Source organism: Kitasatospora sp. NPDC097691, from assembly GCF_040302665.1.
Classification (GTDB): domain Bacteria; phylum Actinomycetota; class Actinomycetes; order Streptomycetales; family Streptomycetaceae; genus Kitasatospora.
The window spans coordinates 1-16708 of sequence record NZ_JBEORY010000060.1; the positions used below are offsets into that span (position 1 = coordinate 1).

Sequence of the window (16708 nt, forward strand, 5' to 3'; positions counted from 1 at the left end):
CCAGTTGCCGCGGCCGAGCAGGTGCATCACGGCCGGTACCAGCAGCAGTCGGACCAGCGTGGCACCGGTCGCCGCCCGGCGGAGCAGGCCGACCTCCACACCCCACAGCTGCCCCGGAGCGCCTCCTTGAGCACCCGCTTGTTCCCACGCCGGCGGACGGACGACCTGCTGCCCCGGCTGCTGAGCCTGTGCAGTACCCAGCCGCGGTACACCGTCGAGCAGTCGGTACACGCCCTGCACTCGCTCGGGGCCGACGAAGCGGCGGACATCCTCGGCCGGCAGCGGTGCCGCAGCATCGTCGTCGCCAGGCTCACCCCGGTTCGCGCGCACGCGACCGTGGCGCGCTGCCTGGACCTGCTCGAACCGCGCGCCGCACGGATCCGGGACATGCACCGGGTGCTGGACGAGAACCTGGACCGGGTGGATGCGCTCGCCCGCCGACTCGACCTCCCCGTCCTCGCGTTCAAGGGTCTCGCGGCCCGTCGCGGGTACGCCGATCCGTCGCAGCGCGACTTCGGCGACCTCGACCTGTACGTCCGCACCCGGGCGGAGGCCGGCCGCCTGGCCGCCGCGCTGCGGACGCAGCACGGCTACCGGGTGAACCCGGACGAGCTGCCCTGGTTGAAGTACGACCACGAGGCCCGCCTCGTCTACGGCCAGATCAACCTGCTGGCCCCCGAGGGCGCCTCCGACGTACTGAACGTCGACGTGCACTTCGGCGACTACTCCGTCCGGCACTGCGCGCGGCTCGGTCTGGACCGGGCCCACGGCCTCTCGAAGGAACCGGGCCTGGCCGTCATGCCGCCGGAGGAGAACCTCGCCAGCGGCGTCAACAACGCCGCCGGCGATCACTTCGTCACCATGAAGGACACCAACGACCTCCTGGCGGCGCTCGACCGCGGCGACTTCGACTGGGGCCGGTTCCGGAACCTGGTCGAGGACGCCGGACTGCTGCCGTTCCTCGGCTTCGTGGTCGACAAGCTCCGGATCAGCTCGCGGCTCACCCCCCGGCAGGCCGAGCTGCTCGACCGGCTGCCCCTCACGCGCCGCCTGGAGCCGGCACCGCCGCTCACCCGACCGGACTGGCGGCGGCGCTACTGGGCCACCACCGTGCACGCGTTCCGGGCCACCCGGCCCCGGGGGGCGGCGGCCGCCATCCGGACCGCGACCGGTGCCTACGACTACTACAGCAAGAGGCTGCGCCTGGAGCTGAGCGGGCCGGGTGAGCGCCGGGAGGGGCTGGACCGCTTCGACACCTCGACCTGCGTCCGGCTGGTGCCGGCGGAGCTCGCCACGAGCCTCCCGGGCTTCGACGGGGCCACCGCCACGGCGGCACCGATCACCGGGCGCGGCACGCTGGTCGCCGACCGGGGCATCGCGCGGGCGGACACGCGGGCCGGTACCCTCCTGACGGTCGACGGCGAGGTCTACGTGGCCACGGTGAACTACCGGATCCCGCGCGCCCTGGCCGCCGCCGCCCGCGCCGAGGCCCTGCAACTGAACGGTGCTTGACCTCACCGGCCCCCAGCGTCCGTGGTCCGACCGGCTGCTGACCGGGTTCGGACGGGCGCAGCAGACCGCGTTGCACTCCAGGGGAGCCTGGGGCCCGCCCCGGCCGGGTGGGGACCTCCTCCTGCTGGAGCGTCTCGCTGAACTCTTCGAGGCGCCGCCGGACCGGGTCACCGTCACCGCGGGCGTACGCGCCCTCGCCGCGGTGTGGGACACCGCCGGGGGCTGTCTCGTCGAGCGGCCGGGCTTCCTGCCGATCCCCGAGCTCCTGGGCGATCGGAACCCGGTTCGGCAGATGCCGTGGGCGGACATGTTCGCCACCGCCCGGGCGAGCGCCGTGCCGCTGACGCTCTGGCTCACGACCCCGGGACGGAACCCCGACGGCCGCTCGCTGTCGGCTTCGGAGTTCGCCCTCGTCCGCGAGCTGACCGCGGCCGGCCACCGTGTCGTGGTCAACCGCGTCTACCGCTGGTTCGCAGGCCCGGACCACGGCGTGCCGTCCGGCGCCCATGCCGACGGCGGGTCGTGGTCGGTGGACTCGCTCAGCAAGCTCTGCGGTGGCGGGAGTCGGCTCGGATGGGTCACCGGGCCCGAAGGCGTCGACCACCCGGCCGCACTCCGGGCGGCGGGTCCGGCCACGATCTGGCAGCGCAGCTGGGCGTCCTTCCTCGGCGCGGCGACGCTGCGCTCGCTGCACGCGCAGTGCGTCGAGCCGACCCTCGCCGCCCGGCGGGCCTTCCTCGCCCGGGTGCGCGAGACCCTGGACTGGTCCGACCACGGCCTGGCCGGCACCTCGCTCAGCGTGGCCGTCCCCGGTGTCGGCGAGCGCGCCGCCGTCGCGGTCTTCGAGCGGCACGGCCTGAGGGTGTCGCCCGGATCGGCCTTCGGCCTGGGTGGAACCGTCGTGCGGCTGGCCTTCTCGGGCGTCTCCGAGTCCGAAGCGGCGGCCGCGGCGGACATCGTCACCCGCCTCGCCGAGGAGGGGGCGCTGCCCCGGCTCGAGGTGTGGAGCGACGGGGCCCGCTGATCGGGCCGGCCGGGCCAGTGGGTCCGGGCCGGGAGCAGGAACGGGGCCGGGAACGGGAACGGGCCGCGAGCAGGAACGGGGCCGGGAACGGGAACGGCCCGCTACCGGCGCGAGCGCGGGGGCGGGCCGTACCGGACGGTGCCGGGGCGGGATCAGGCCTCGTCGGTGCCCTCGGGGGCCTCGCCGTCCTCGCCCTCGATCTCGTTCTGCAGGCCCAGGCGCTCGACGATCCACTGCTCGAAGCCGACCGCGGCCTGGGTCCAGTTGGCGGTGGTGGTCACGAAGTAGTCCAGGTTGACGCCGTGGCCGACGATCATCTGGGCCTCGCCGATCAGGCGGACCACGCCGTCCTCGTGGGTGTGGGTGTAGACCTTGGGCCAGAGGGTCTCGCGGTTCCACTCGTCGATCAGGTCGAGGACCTCGCCCTTCTTCTCCAGCGGGTAGGCGCGGTCGTAGAAGGCGCGGACCGCGAAGAGCTCCTTCTGGTCGCCGCGGAACATGTAGTAGACGCGGAAGCCCTCCCAGGGGGCGGTGAGGTCGCCCTCCTCGTCCACGACGTGCTTGAGCTGCATCTGGTCGAGCAGCTGGGCGACGAGGCTCTGGTCCGGGACGATGATCGGCGGGGGGCCGGCCGGCTGTCCGCCCTGGCCGCCGGGCTGGCCGCCCTGGGGCACGCCGAAGGACGGGATGGACGACGGGTCGATGCTCATGGGGGTCCTCTTCCTCAGTGCACGTGGTGGCCGGCAATGAGAGGCCGCCCTTTCCACCTCCCATCCTGCCTCATTCGGGGCTCCGCTCACAGGGGCAGCCGGGGCGCGTCGATCTTCGCCAGGGCGCCGTTCGGGGTGCTCGGCGGCGTGCTCGGAGGCGTGCTCGGCGGGGCTCGCGGCGGGGTGCTCGGAGGGCTCGCGACGGGGCAGCGGTCACGGAGGGTGTCCGGGTGGTGGGGTCGGCCGTGCGACGGCGCTTGAGTGAGCCACGTCACGCGCCCGGCGCGCGGGTTCGCCTGCCGGGCGGGCCGGATGCGGTTAGCGTGCGATGGAACTTGCTTCACACAAAGCCCGTTCCACACGGGCAAGTTGAGCTGTTCCGAGTCGAGGGGGGAGCAAGCATGGACGGAACGGTGACGGGGGAGGGCGCATCGCTCGGGGGGCTGCTGCGGACCATCCGGCTGGACCGTGGGATGACGCAGGAGCAACTGGGTGACGCTACGGGGTTGAGCGTGCGGTCGATCCGGGACCTGGAGCGGGGCGTGTCCTGCCCCCGGGTCTCGACCCTGCGGCTGCTGACCCAGACCTGGAACCTGCCGGAGGCCCAGGGGGCCGAGCTGCACCGGCTGGCACGCAGCTGGCGGGACCGGTCGAGGCGGCGGCAGCGGCGGGGCGCGGCCGACTGACGGCGGCCGGTCGGCGCGGCCGACCGTACGTGCGCGGCGCGGCGCGGTCGGCCGGACACGGCGGCGCGGGCCGCCCCCGTCCCGGTGGACGGGAGCGGCCCGCGCGCGGCGCTACTTCTCCAGCGGCCCCCGGCCGCGGACGGTGAGGCGGTCGCCCTCCTCGTCCTGCTCGACCAGGACGGTGTCCCCGTCGTGCACCGCGCCGGACAGGATCGCCCGGGCCAGCTGGTCGCCGATCGCGGACTGCACCAGCCGGCGCAGCGGGCGGGCGCCGTACGCCGGGTCGTAGCCGGTGAGCGCCAGCCAGTCGCGGGCGGCCTCGGAGACCTCCAGGGTGAGCCTCCGCTCGTTGAGCCGCTCGCCGAGGCGGGCGATCTGAAGGTCGACGATCCGGCTCAGCTCGCCGGTGCCCAGCGGGTCGAAGACCACGATGTCGTCCAGCCGGTTGAGGAACTCCGGCTTGAACGCGGCCCGCACGGCGCCCAGCACCAGCTCCCGCTTCTCCGCCTCCGGGGTGGCCGGGTCGACCAGGTACTGGCTGCCCAGGTTGGAGGTGAGGATCAGGATGGCGTTGCGGAAGTCCACCGTGCGGCCCTGGCCGTCGGTGAGCCGCCCGTCGTCCAGCACCTGGAGCAGGACGTCGAAGACCTCGGGGTGCGCCTTCTCCACCTCGTCCAGCAGGACGACGCTGTACGGGCGGCGGCGGACCGCCTCGGTGAGCTGGCCGCCCTCCTCGTAGCCGACGTACCCGGGCGGGGCGCCGACCAGGCGGGAGACCGAGTGCTTCTCGCCGTACTCGCTCATGTCGATCCGGACCATCGCCCGCTCGTCGTCGAAGAGGAAGTCGGCCAGGGCCTTGGCGAGTTCGGTCTTTCCGACGCCGGTCGGGCCGAGGAAGAGGAAGGAGCCGGTCGGGCGGTCCGGGTCGGCGATGCCGGAGCGGGTGCGCCGCACCGCGTCCGAGACGGCCCGCACGGCCTCCGCCTGGCCGATCAGGCGCTTGCCCAACTCCTCCTCCATGCGCAGGAGTTTGGCGCTCTCGCCCTCCAGCAGGCGGCCGGCCGGGATGCCCGTCCAGGAGGCGACCACGTCGGCCACGTCGTCCGGGCCGACCTCCTCCTTGACCATCGAGGCGGAGGCGTCCTCGTCCGCCGCGCGCTCCTGGGCGTCGGTGAGCTCCTTCTCGGCGGCCGGGATCTCGGCGTACATCAGCTTGGAGGCCCGCTCGAAGTCCCCGTCGCGCTGGGCGCGTTCGAGCGCGCCGTGCAGGTCGTCCAGCCGCTCCTTGAGCTCGCCGACCCGGTTGAGGCTCTTCTTCTCCTGCTCCCAGCGTGCCGTGAGCACGCTCAACTGCTCGTTCTTGTCGGCGAGATCGCGCCGCAGCCGGGCCAGCCGGTCGACCGAGGCCGGGTCCGACTCCTTCTCCAGGGCCAGCTCCTCCATCCGCAACCGGTCGACGGCGCGCTGGAGTTCGTCGATCTCGACCGGGGAGGAGTCGATCTCCATCCGCAGCCGGGAGGCCGCCTCGTCGACCAGGTCGATCGCCTTGTCGGGCAGGAAGCGGGAGGTGATGTAGCGGTTGGACAGGGTGGCCGCGGCGACCAGGGCGGCGTCCGAGATCTGCACCTTGTGGTGCGCCTCGTACCGGCCCTTGAGGCCGCGCAGGATGGCGATCGAGTCCTCCACGCTGGGCTCGCCGACCAGCACCTGCTGGAAACGGCGCTCCAGGGCCGGGTCCTTCTCGATCCGCTCGCGGTACTCGTCCAGCGTGGTGGCGCCGACCATCCGCAGCTCGCCGCGGGCCAGCATCGGCTTGAGCATGTTGCCCGCGTCCATCGCGGAGTCGCCGCCGGCGCCCGCGCCGACCATGGTGTGCAGCTCGTCGATGAAGGTGACGACCCGGCCGTCGGAGGCCTTGATGTCGTTCAGGACGGCCTTCAGCCGCTCCTCGAACTCGCCGCGGTACTTGGCGCCCGCGACCATCGCGCCGAGGTCCAGCGCGACCAGCCGCTTGCCGCGCAGCGACTCGGGCACGTCGCCGGCCACGATGCGCTGCGCCAGGCCCTCGACCACGGCGGTCTTGCCGACGCCCGGCTCGCCGATCAGCACCGGGTTGTTCTTCGTCCGGCGGGAGAGCACCTGGACCACCCGGCGGATCTCGTGGTCGCGGCCGATCACCGGGTCGAGCTTGCCGTCCCGGGCGGCCTGCGTGAGGTCGGTGCCGTACTTCTCCAGGGCCTTGTAGGTGCCCTCCGGGTCCGGCGAGGTGACCTTGCCGCTGCCGCGGACGTCCTTGAACGCGGCGAGCAGCGCCTTCGGCGTCGCGCCCTGCTGCACCAGCAGCTCGGCGACCGAGCCGCCCTCGGCGGCCAGGCCGACCATCAGGTGCTCGGTCGAGACGTACTGGTCGTCCAGGTCGTCCGCACGCTTGCCGGCCTCGGTGAGCACCGCCAGGGTGTCCCGGGCGAGCTGGGGGGCGGCGACCGTCGAGCCCATCGCGCTGGGCAGCGCGGCCGACTGTCGGCGCGCCTCGGCGCCGACCCGGGCGACGTCGGCCCCGACCGCCTCCAGCAGGGGCCGGGCGATGCCCTCGGGCTGCTCCAGCAGGGCGATCAGGATGTGCACCGGCTTGACGTCCGGGTTGCCGGCCGCGCCCGCCTGCCGGATCGCGGCGGACAGGGCGTCCTGCGTCTTGGTGGTGAACTTGCTGGCGTCCACTGCTGGGGGGTCCTCCCTCGTCGTCCTGCACTGCTGATGCTTACAGCATGCACTAAGTTGAGTCTATTCCGCTCAACCTTCTGTCAAACCGTCCCCGGGCGACTTCCGGCCGAACGCTTGGGGGCGCTCCTGCGGGTCAGCACCAACAGCTCCCGGGCCGGGCCGCCCGGCCGCTGCCCGGCCGGCCACACCGCGCGCAGCGGTCGCCGCAGGTCCAGCCCCTCCGCCAGCGGCACCTCGACCAGCCGCCGGGTCGCCAGCTCCTCCACCACCGCCAGCTCGCTCAGGCAGACCGGCCCCGCCCCGGTCATCGCCGCCGACTTCAGCGCGGTGGACGAGGCCAGTTCGAGCCGGGGCTGCGCGGCGCCCCCGAACGGCCGAAGGGCCGTCTCCAGCACCTCCCGGGTGCCCGAGCCGGGCTCGCGCAGCACCAGCGGGGTGGCGGCCAGCTCGGGCCCGGTCAGCGGGGTGCGGCGGCGCGCCCACGGGTGGCCGGGCGCCACCACGACCACCAGCCGGTCGGCCGCCACCACCGCGCCGGCCAGCCCGGGCGGGGTGGCCGGGCCCTCGACGAAGCCGAGGTCGGCGTCCCCGGCCAGGACGTGCCCGGCGACCTCCGCCGAGTTCGCCGTCCGCAGCGTCACGGCGGTGCCCGGACTGGCGTCGGCGAGCCCCATCAGCCAGCCCGGCATCAGGTACTCGGCGACGGTCAGGCTGGCCACCACCCGCAGCTTGGCGTCCCGCCGCTCGCGCAGCGCGTCGATCCCGGCCTCCAGCGCCTGCGCGGCCTCCACCACCTGCCGGGCCCACTCGACCACCAGCCGGCCGGCCTCGGTCGGCTTGCTGCCCCTGGGCGAGCGCTCCAGCAGCGGGACGCCGATCTGCCGCTCCATGCCCTTGATCCGGGCGCTGGCGGTCGGCTGGCTGACGCCCAGCTCGGCCGCCGCCCGTCCGACGCTGCCCAGCCGGGCCACCGCGAGCAGCAGTTCCAGGGCGCCGAGTTCGGGGACGCGCGGGGAGAGTGCCATAGGTCCAGGCTATGCCCCCATAGGATCCTCGGCGCTACCGGCGGTCGGCCTTCGGACCGATGGTGGGAGCATGTCCACCTTGGCCGAACCCCGCCTCCTCACCCGCCCCGCCGTCCGCCGTTCCCGGTACGACCTCGCCCAGCTCGGCCCCAACTGGTACGCCGCCGTGATGGGCACCGCGATCCTCGGCAACGGCGCCGCCGTCCTGCCGGTGCGACTGCCCGGGCTGATCGGCTTCGGCGAGGTGATGTGGGCGCTCGGCCTGGCCGCCCTGCTGGTGCTGGGCTCGGCCCGGCTGGTCCACCTCACCCGGCACCGCGGGGCCGCCCGCGCCCAGCTGCTGGACAACCCGGCCACCGCCGTCTTCTACGGCTGTCCGCCGATGGCCTTGCTCGCGGTCGGCCTCGGGACGGTGCTGCTCGGCTCCCGCGTCATCGGCACCGGCCCGGCGGTCGCCGTGGACGCCGTGCTGTGGGGCCTCGGCACCCTGTTCGCGCTGGCCGTCGCCGGCGGCATCCCGTACCTGATGATCACCCGGCACCGGCTCTCCGCCCTGGAGGCCAACCCGACCTGGCTGCTGCCGGTGGTCGCCCCGCTGGTCGCCTCCGCCTGCGGACCGGTGCTGGTCCCGCACCTGCCGGCCGGGGCGCCGCAGCAGGCCATGCTGTACGGCTGCTGCGCGCTGTTCGGGATCGGGCTGCTGGCCACCCTGGTGCTGCTGCCGGTGGTGTTCACCGGCCTGCTGCACAGCAAGCTGCCCACCCTGGCACTCACCCCCTCCCTCTTCCTGGTGCTCGGCCCGCTCGGCCAGTCCGTCACCGCCGTCCACCAGCTCGCCGACGCCGCCCGCCCGGTGCTGCCCGCGCTGGCGCCCGTCATGCTCGACCTCGCCGAGCTGTACGGCGTCGCGGTGATCGGGGTCGCCCTGCTCTGGCTGGCCGTCGCGCTCGCCGCCAACCTGCGCGCCCGCCGGGCCGGGATGCCCTTCGCGATGACCTGGTGGGCGTACACCTTCCCGATCGGCACCTGCGTCACCGGCGCCTCCGCGCTCGCCCGGCACACCGGCTTCGGGGGCTTCACCGCGCTGGCCGCAGGGCTGTACCTGCTGCTGGCGGTCGCCTGGGTGCTGGCGGCGGGCGGTACCGCGGCCGGGCTGGCGCGCGGGCGACTGCTGGCGCGCTGAGGCGGCCGGGCAGTCCGGCGAGGCGGCGCGGTCGGGCGGTGCGGCGAGGTGGGTCCGCGAGGTGGTCCGCGAGCTGGTCCGCGAGCTGGTCCGGCGGGGGTGTCCGGCGAGCCCGGATGGTCACCGCGCGTAGACATGCAGCTCAGGACCATGAGGCCGCTGCAGGAACGCGCACCCGCGATCTGACCGTACACAGCCGACCGGCGGTACCGCCGGGCGCCGCCCGTACCCCCCGCTGGCCTCGGCCTTTACCGGAATCCGCCCCGCCGCCCGCCGCCCCGCGCCCACCCCGCGGTGCAGATAGCTGCAATTGCGCGAACATGCACTCGGGCGGCACTTGTTCACCGGCCGTCACGCTGTTTGGGTGGAGACACGCCAAGTCGCCCGGGCAACCGCAGCCCGATGGTGGCGACTTGCTCTTCGGAACTGACCGCAGGCGCACCATTCCCGCGCCAGTGGAACGGGGGGGAAGAGCGCCGGCCGGGGACCATGTGTGGTGATGGCCCCCGGAACCGGAGCCGTCGAGGCGTTGCTGCTCCGCCTCGACGGAAGCGCCGTGGCATTGGCGTGCGGACGGCGGCCCCCGGACATCCCGGTGTGCGACGGCACCCGGGCCCGGGGGTCCGCCGTCCTGACGGGTACCGTGACCGCCGGACCGCATGATCACGCCGTACCGGCACCCGGTACCGTGAGCGCGCCCGACACCCGGCAACCGGCCGACGACCGGTACCCGCGGCTCACGCGGCGAGCCGGCGGGGGTGGCGCGGGCAACACCAGGGAGACGCGTCCGGCAGGGAGAGTGCGACGTGACGGCTGAACAGGCGGCCGCGCCGCACCAGGCGGCGCCCGCGATCGAGGAACCCGACGAAGCCGCCCGCCGACTGTACCTGGCGATCATCGCCGAAGGCGGCCGCATCCCCTGCGCCGGGGTCGCGGACACCGACCGGGCCGCCCTCCAACAGCTCATCGACATCGGCCTGCTGATGGTCAACCCGATGGACCGCTGCTACACCGCCGTCAGCCCCCGCTCGGTCAGCGACCGGCTCGGCGCCGAACTCCGCAGCGAGGCCACCCGGCTCCTGGTCCGCGCCGAGAACCTCCCCGGCGCCCTGGACGGCCTCACCCGCGCCTACGACGCCATGCCCCGCCCCTCCGGCCGGGCCGGCGGAGCCGTCCACGTCGAAGGGCACGTCCACATCCGGCAGCGGATCTCCCAACTGGTCTCCGACTGCCGCTTCGAGGTCCTCACCGCCCAACCCGGCCACCGCCCCGCCGACACCCTCCAGGTCGCCCTCCGCCAGGACGTCCAGCTCCTCCAGCGCGGCTGCGCGCTGCGCACCATCTACCAGCCGGTCGCCCTCGCCGAGCGGCCCGCCCTCGCCTACGCCGAGGAGGTCACCCGGCACGGCTCCCTCATCCGCGTCCTCGACGAACCCTTCCAACGGCTCATCGTCTTCGACCGGACCGTCGCCGTGATCTCCGCCAGCGACGACAACAGCACCGCCGCCTTCATCAGCGACCCGGCCACCATCACCTTCCTGGTCGGCACCTTCGAACGCGACTGGGCGCGCGCCGACACCACCGAAGCCGCCGCCGCCCTCGGCCAGGGCCCCGCCCGCACCATCCCCGACCGGGTCGGCCGCCTGCTCGCCCGCGGCCTCACCCAGCGCGCCGTCGCCACCCGCCTCGGCCTCAGCGAACGCACCGTCGCCGCCCACATCTCCCGCCTCCGCGACCGCTACGGCGCCCAGACCCTCTTCCAGCTCGGCTGGCTGATGAGAGGCGCCCGCGATGACCGATGAACCCGGCCCGGCCGAGCGGGCCCTCTACCTCGAAGCCGTCCGCGCCGGCGGCCGGCTGCGCCCCGAGCACCTCGCCCCCGCAGACCGCCCCACCTTCGCCGCCCTCGTCGCCCGCGGCCTCCTCACCGCCACCGCCGCCGGCTGGACCACCGCCAACCCGCGAGCCCTCGGCGACCGCATCGGCACCGAACTGCGCACCCGCGCCACCCGGCTGCTCCAGCACGCCGAACAGCTCCCGCACGCCCTCGCCCCGCTCACCCTCGCCTACGACGCCGTCCGCCGACCCGACGGACCGCGCGGCGACGCCGTCCACATCGACGGCAACGTCGACATCCGCCAACGCATCTCCGAACTCATCTCGGAATGCCAGGAGGAAGTCCTGGCCGCCCAGCCCGGCCCCCGCCCGATCGACGGCCTGCGGATGGCCCTCGCCCAGGACCTCTCCCTGCTCCGCCGCGGCTGCTCGATGCGCACCGTCTACCAGCCGGACACCCTCGCCGACCACACCGTCCGGCGCCAGATCGCCCTGCGCACCCGCCAGGGAGCCCGGGTCCGGCTCCTCGCCGAACCGTACGACCGGCTGCTCGTCTTCGACCGGAAGACGGCCGTCATCCCCGCCGCCGACGACCGCAGCCGCGCCACCTTCCTCACCGACCCCGCCGTCGTGGCCCACCTGGTCGCCCACTTCGAACGCGACTGGGCCCGCGCCACCCCCGCCGACCGCCACCTCGACCCCCCGCACCCCACCACCGTCCGCATCGGCCGCCTGCTCGCCCGCGGCCTCACCCAGCGCGCCGTCGCCACCCGCCTCGGCCTCAGCGAACGCACCGTCGCCGCCCACCTCTCCCGCCTCCGCGACCGCCACGGCGCCGACACCCTCTTCCACCTCGGCTGGCGCCTGCGCGGAGAGCACCATGACTGACACCCCCTCCGCCCACCTCACCGCCGCCCTCCCGAACCCGGCCGCCCGCGAGCTCTACCTCGCCGTCCTCCGCGAGGGCGGCCGCGTCCGCGCCGCGGACATCGGCCCGGCCGACGGGGCTGCGCTCCGGCAACTGGTGGAACTCGGCCTGCTGGTGCCGCAGTTGGTCGACGGTTCGTACAGCGCCGTCGACCCGAGGTCGGCCGCCGAACAGATCGGCACCGACCTGCGGCGGACGGGCGCGCGGCTGATGGCCGAGGCCGACCGGATCCCCGAGCTGATGCGCGACCTCACGCACGCGTACGACACCACGCCCCAGCGCGGCGCGGGCCGGAGCGGCACCAGGGTCATCACGGGCAAGGCCGAGATCCGCCACGAACTGGAGCAGCTGACCCGCGCCTACCCGCGCGAGAGCCTGACCGCCCAACCCGGCGAGACCCGCGAGGCCGAGATCCTCGCCGACTCCCTCCTCCGCACCCGCCGCTACCTCGAACGCGGCGGTGCGATGCGCTGCCTCTTCGAACGCGCTGCCCGCACGGACGCCCCGTCGATCGGCTACGCGGCGGCGGCCACCCGCGCCGGCTGCGCGATCCGGGTCCTGGACCGCCCGTTCACCCGCTTCCTGGTCTTCGACCGCACCGTCGCCGTCATTCCGGCGGCAGCCGACCACAGCAGTGCCGCCGTGGTGGACGACCCGGCGACGGTGGCCTTCGTCGTCGACACCTTCGAGCAGCTCTGGCAACGAGCCGAAGGAGTCAACTGGTCGGCCCTGGAGTCCGGTTCCACCGAGCCGCCCACCCACCACCACACCGCCCGCCTGCTCGCCCAGGGCCTCACCCAGCGCGCGATCGCCACCCGCCTCGGCCTCAGCGAGCGGACCGTCGCCGGCCACATCGCCCGCCTGCGCGAGTCGTACGACGCGGAGACGCTGTTCCAGCTCGGCTGGCAGATGAGGGGAGCCCGTAATGCCTGACGCCGTACTCGCCCTACCCGACGCCGCCGCGCGGGAGCTCTACCGGGAGATCCTCAAGGAGGGCGGCCGTCTTCGTCTTGCCGAAGTCCGTCCCGAGGACGAGCCGGCTGTCAAGCAACTCTCCGCCCTGGGGCTACTGGTCCTGCACATCGCTGATGGTGCCTACAGCGCGATCAACCCCCGTGCAGTGGGCGACCGGCTGGGCGCCGACCTGCGGCAGGAGGGCACCCGCCTGCTCGCCCGGGCGGCTCTCATCCCGGACCTCCTGGAGGACCTCACCCAGGCCTACGACGCGGCACCGCGTCGGACGGAACCGGTCGGTGGCGTCCGGCAGGTGGCGGGCAAGGAGGAGATCCGGCACCTGCTCTCCCAGTTCATGAAGGAGTATCCGCACGAAGCTCTGACGGCCCAGCCGGGCAGGTTCCACCCACCGGCCCAGCGGGAGGACAGCCTGGCGCAGACCTGCCGCTACATCGAGCGCGGCGGGTCGGTCCGTACGATCTACCAGCCGCAGGCCCGGCTCGACCGGGACCAGGTCGAGTTCGCGGCGGAGGCGGCGAAGGCGGGCTCGCGGATCCGCATCCTCGACGTCCCCTTCAGTCGGACGCTGGTCTTCGACCGCACCGTCGCGTTGATCCCGGCGACCTCCGACAACAAGGTCGCCGCGGTGGTGGAGGATCCCGCGATGGTCGCGTACGTCGTCGGGGTCTTCGACCAGCACTGGCAGCAGGCCCAGGTCGTGGACTGGATCGCGCTTGCTGCCGGCCCGGTCGAGCCCACCGTCCATGAGCAGGTGGGGCGCCTGCTCTCCAGGGGCCTGACCCAGCGGGCGATCGCCAGCCGTCTGGGCCTCAGCGAGCGGACGGTCGCCGGCCACATCGCCCGGCTGCGGGAGCAGTACGACGCGGAGACGCTGTTCCAGCTGGGCTGGCGGATGAGGGGCGCCCGTGATGCCTGAGCTCGATCTGCCGGATGCCGCCGCTCGGGTTCCGCGCCAGCCGGACGAACCGCACCGGGCCGACGACTCGGCGCCCCGCCGGAACCGAGCCGACCGGCGGGGCGCCGGCGCAGATCTGCCGCTGCGTCCGGTCCGGATGTTCACTTCGGTCGATCCACCGGTCCGGGCCCTGATCTTCGGTCACACCGTCGCGCTGATCCCGGCGACTCCTGACAACGGGGTCGCCGCCGTGGTGGCGGATCCTGCGAGGGTGCTGGTGGGCCTGAACGAGCGGACGGTCGAACGTCACATCGCCCGGCTGCGTGAGCGCTGCTCAGCCGGTGGCGGCGCCGGTCGGCCAGTAGCCGGGGAGCGAGGGCTGCTGCCGGGGAACGTTGAACTGCTCGCCGGGCGCGGTCCAGAAGCCCTCGCGCAGGGAGAGCGCCATGCCGGCCCAGTCGAGGGCGGTCTCCACCGTGTGGTTGAGGGCCTCCTGCGACCAGGTGTCGTCGAAGACCAGCGGCAGTACGGGGGCGACCTGCTCGATGGTGGCGATCAGCGGGTTGTGGGTGATGGCCTCGTCGACGAGGAGGACGATCGGCTTCCGCAGCGCCGACGCCCATCCCAGCTCCAGGCTGACGCCGGCCGAGAGCGGCGCTCCCACGTAGGCGAACACCAGGTCCGCGGACTGCAGGGCGCGGAAGTCGGACGGAACGCGGGGCTCCGGAGCGCGGCCGGAGATGGTCCAGGCGTCACTGTGGTGCGCGCTGTACACAGCGGCACCACTGCGGAGCAGGGTGGTGCGAAGCGTCGTCAGCCGCGTCCGGCTGGCGAGCGTCACCACGCTGTCGGCGGGGCCGGTGAGCCGCATCAGCGGCGCGGCCAGGAACACACGTGCACGCCGACCCTCAGGGGCCTGGCTGTCGTGGTGACGCAGGTAGGGCTCGGTCATGTCGACTCCGGGGAAGAGGCCTTCCGGTCTGGTCCGGGTACCGAGAGGGTGCGCGGTGATCAGGCCGAAGGGCTTACGGCGGATGGGGGTGGTGGCGTATTTGAATGAACATTGCCAGGATTGGAAGCTCTGTCGGACTATCGAGAGCGAACTGATCGTCCATCGCTAACAGCCTTCGCGTCCAGGGTTCACCGGTGTCATGTGGATGCCTGGCAGGGAGATGACGCGGAGGCGAGCTTGGCATGCCTGTACGACTTGAGGCAGCATGTGCACGATAGTGCTTCTCTTATCGATTGCCGCAGTGCGCACGAGGAAGGGGTAGGTGCATGTCTCGTCTGCGCCGATTTGTCCGCAACACCGTATTGATGTCTTTTGTTGGCGTGACGGTGTTGCTCGGCGCCTACTGCGCCTCTGTGGATGCGGCGGATCGGCCCGGGACGGCCACGACGGCGTCGGTGAGCTCGGACCTGGACATCGGCTGGGCGTGACCGCGCTGAGGGCTGTTGCGCGGACGGAGAGGGTCGGATCCCGCGCTCAGTGCGGGGGTTGCTCAGACGCGCGGGCCAGCGCGTACCCGAGTTGGAACAGGGACTCGACGTTGTAGTCCTCGCGCATCTCGGCGATGTGTCTGGCCAGGGTCCGTTCGCTGATCCCCAGGCGGCGCGCGATGACCCGGTGATTGATCCCGGCGAGCAGCAGGTCGATGATCGTCTGGCGGAGCCGTGACACGACCTGTTGCGGCACTGCGCGGTTGCCGTCGAATTCCAGTGCTCTGTTCCAGCTTGGTTCGAATACCTCTTCCACCAGGTAATTGGCGATGACCGGTTCGAAAATGAATGCCGCCAGCGTCATGTCATCGGCTACGGGGATGACGGCCACGCGTCGGTCGATCACGATGAGGCGGGTGTACGGCTCGTCAAGGGTGCGGAACTGCCCCCCGGCCTTGGCGAGTTTGGCGACGTAGTCCCTGGTGGGTTGGTGGTACCGCGTGCTGGCGTGGTAGATCGTGCGCATCGACGTGCCGCGATTGAGCCCGTCCAGGTCACGCTCGATCATGGCCGCGAGCAACTCCGGCGGACGCGGTCCACCAGGCTGGAGGGCGAGTGTCTCCTCGGTTCCGGCGGTGAAGATCTGATCGAGCCGCTGGTTTATCAGAACCTTTCCCTGGACGTACTCGATGGCGCCACTGCTCTTTTCCGGCGAGTGGAATTCCTGGGAAAGCTCTTGAAGTTCGACCGGTAGCGAAACCGCTCGTGACAGGAGGTCGAGGGCCTGGCGCTGCCAGGCGTTGCTGAGCCGGGCGGAGAGTTGCGCGGGATCGACAGCGACCAACTCGCTGCGGTCGTCCGCGTCGGGCATCAGCAGACCGATCTCCAGGAGCTCGGTCAGAACGGCGAGTTGATGGCACCTGGATTCCGGGGAAACCCGCCCGCCGTCCTGGACGATCTCCAGGTAAAGGGATCGGGCCTCGGGTGACAGAGCGGGAGTCCCACTCACTGTGGGACCGAGTTGAGCCCGTCCACTCATCTTCGGCTCCTTGCCATTATCCGAGGCTGCTCAGGATCTCTCGGCCCTGAAGTTTAGGCTGCGAGTCCCGTGACGCGCTGACCGTGCGGCGGGTTCGGTCAGCTTGCCAGAGTGTCACTCTCTCACCAAGGCCGAGCCGCCGGCACCCCCCGAACAGGAGGGGGCCGGCGGCGGGGTCCGTGCAGGGTCGTCGGTCAGCGCTTGGGGCGCCAGACGACGAGGGCGCTGGACTGGGGGGTGGGCGGCTGGTAAGGGACGAGGTCGCGGCGGTAGGAGGCGTGGACGGCGGCCTCGCGCTGCTGGAGGGCGGTGGCGGCGCCTTCCAGGGAGTCGACCAGTTCCGCGACGCGGGACTGCAGGGCGGTGACCTGGTTCTCCAGCTCGATGATCCGCTTGATGCCCGCCAGGTTGATGCCTTCGTCCTGGGAGAGCCGCTGGACATCGCGCAGCTGCTGGATGTCGCGCGCGGAGTAGCGGCGGCCGCGGCCGGCGGTGCGGTCGGGGCAGACCAGGCCGAGCCGGTCGTACTGGCGCAGGGTCTGCGGGTGCAGGCCGGACAGTTCGGCGGCCACGGAGATGACGTACACCGGGGTGTCCTCGGTGAGGACGTACGGCGGCGGGGCCGAGGGTGCCCGGCGGGTGCGGCGGGTGCCGTCGCCGGGCAGGCCTTCGCCGACGCCGGGGCCGATCGAGCCGTCGGGGTTGATCGGGTTGATCGGATTCATCGGGGACAT

General features: G+C 73.0%; 15 protein-coding genes. 9 read left to right on the forward strand and 6 right to left on the reverse strand.

Features of this window, described 5'->3' with window-relative positions:
• Positions 1-126 precede the first annotated feature (126 nt).
• Entirely contained in the window at positions 127-1512 is a 1386-nt protein-coding gene (locus ABTY56_RS31020; protein WP_350632673.1) for a nucleotidyltransferase family protein, read from the forward strand.
• The gene (locus ABTY56_RS31025; RefSeq protein WP_350632674.1) at positions 1505-2536 is read left to right on the forward strand and encodes a PLP-dependent aminotransferase family protein; all 1032 of its coding nucleotides are present in this window, start codon (positions 1505-1507) and stop codon (positions 2534-2536) included. Before ABTY56_RS31020 ends, ABTY56_RS31025 begins: the two co-directional genes overlap by 8 nt.
• Before the next feature lie 152 nt (positions 2537-2688).
• Here ABTY56_RS31025 and ABTY56_RS31030 read toward each other — a convergent pair whose 3' ends face one another.
• A complete protein-coding gene (locus ABTY56_RS31030; RefSeq protein WP_350632675.1) occupies positions 2689-3246 on the reverse strand; it encodes a type III secretion system chaperone family protein in 558 nt (185 codons plus the stop codon).
• Positions 3247-3647: 401 nt separating this feature from the next.
• On the opposite strand from ABTY56_RS31030, the gene ABTY56_RS31035 reads away from it, so the two are divergent.
• On the forward strand, positions 3648-3932 hold the full coding sequence (locus ABTY56_RS31035; RefSeq protein WP_350632676.1) for a helix-turn-helix domain-containing protein: 285 nt from the start codon (positions 3648-3650) through the stop codon (positions 3930-3932).
• 111 nt (positions 3933-4043) lie between these two features.
• Here the strand turns inward: ABTY56_RS31035 and clpB are convergent, their stop codons facing one another.
• Both clpB and ABTY56_RS31045 read right to left on the reverse strand, forming a co-directional pair.
• Positions 4044-6650 (reverse strand): ATP-dependent chaperone ClpB, encoded by a 2607-nt coding sequence (gene clpB, locus ABTY56_RS31040; RefSeq protein ID WP_350632677.1) that lies wholly within the window; start codon positions 6648-6650, stop codon positions 4044-4046.
• Positions 6651-6733: 83 nt separating this feature from the next.
• Positions 6734-7678 (reverse strand): LysR family transcriptional regulator, encoded by a 945-nt coding sequence (locus ABTY56_RS31045; protein ID WP_350632678.1) that lies wholly within the window; start codon positions 7676-7678, stop codon positions 6734-6736.
• 70 nt (positions 7679-7748) lie between these two features.
• Here ABTY56_RS31045 and ABTY56_RS31050 point away from each other — a divergent pair, with 70 nt between their 5' ends.
• From ABTY56_RS31050 to ABTY56_RS31070, 5 genes are all read left to right on the forward strand, one after another.
• Positions 7749-8861, forward strand: a complete 1113-nt coding sequence (locus ABTY56_RS31050) for a TDT family transporter (protein WP_350632679.1) — start codon at positions 7749-7751, stop codon at positions 8859-8861.
• An 806-nt stretch (positions 8862-9667) separates the two neighbouring features.
• Entirely contained in the window at positions 9668-10663 is a 996-nt protein-coding gene (locus ABTY56_RS31055) for a LuxR C-terminal-related transcriptional regulator (RefSeq protein WP_350632680.1), read from the forward strand.
• Entirely contained in the window at positions 10653-11585 is a 933-nt protein-coding gene (locus ABTY56_RS31060; protein WP_350632681.1) for a helix-turn-helix domain-containing protein, read from the forward strand. The genes ABTY56_RS31055 and ABTY56_RS31060 overlap by 11 nt, the downstream gene beginning before the upstream one ends.
• Positions 11578-12558 (forward strand): helix-turn-helix domain-containing protein, encoded by a 981-nt coding sequence (locus ABTY56_RS31065; protein ID WP_350632682.1) that lies wholly within the window; start codon positions 11578-11580, stop codon positions 12556-12558. Before ABTY56_RS31060 ends, ABTY56_RS31065 begins: the two co-directional genes overlap by 8 nt.
• A complete protein-coding gene (locus tag ABTY56_RS31070) occupies positions 12551-13516 on the forward strand; it encodes a helix-turn-helix transcriptional regulator (RefSeq protein WP_350632683.1) in 966 nt (321 codons plus the stop codon). The genes ABTY56_RS31065 and ABTY56_RS31070 overlap by 8 nt, the downstream gene beginning before the upstream one ends.
• Positions 13517-13829: 313 nt before the next feature.
• Here ABTY56_RS31070 and ABTY56_RS31075 read toward each other — a convergent pair whose 3' ends face one another.
• A complete protein-coding gene (locus tag ABTY56_RS31075) occupies positions 13830-14447 on the reverse strand; it encodes a hypothetical protein (RefSeq protein ID WP_350632684.1) in 618 nt (205 codons plus the stop codon).
• Positions 14448-14773: 326 nt separating this feature from the next.
• On the opposite strand from ABTY56_RS31075, the gene ABTY56_RS31080 reads away from it, so the two are divergent.
• Positions 14774-14935 (forward strand): hypothetical protein, encoded by a 162-nt coding sequence (locus ABTY56_RS31080; protein ID WP_350632685.1) that lies wholly within the window; start codon positions 14774-14776, stop codon positions 14933-14935.
• A gap of 46 nt (positions 14936-14981) precedes the next feature.
• Here ABTY56_RS31080 and ABTY56_RS31085 read toward each other — a convergent pair whose 3' ends face one another.
• Positions 14982-15974, reverse strand: a complete 993-nt coding sequence (locus ABTY56_RS31085) for a helix-turn-helix domain-containing protein (RefSeq protein WP_350632686.1) — start codon at positions 15972-15974, stop codon at positions 14982-14984.
• Between the two features lie 194 nt (positions 15975-16168).
• Positions 16169-16708 carry a heat shock protein transcriptional repressor HspR gene (locus ABTY56_RS31090; RefSeq protein ID WP_350632687.1) on the reverse strand — a complete coding sequence of 180 codons (540 nt, stop codon included), beginning with the start codon at positions 16706-16708 and terminating at the stop codon, positions 16169-16171.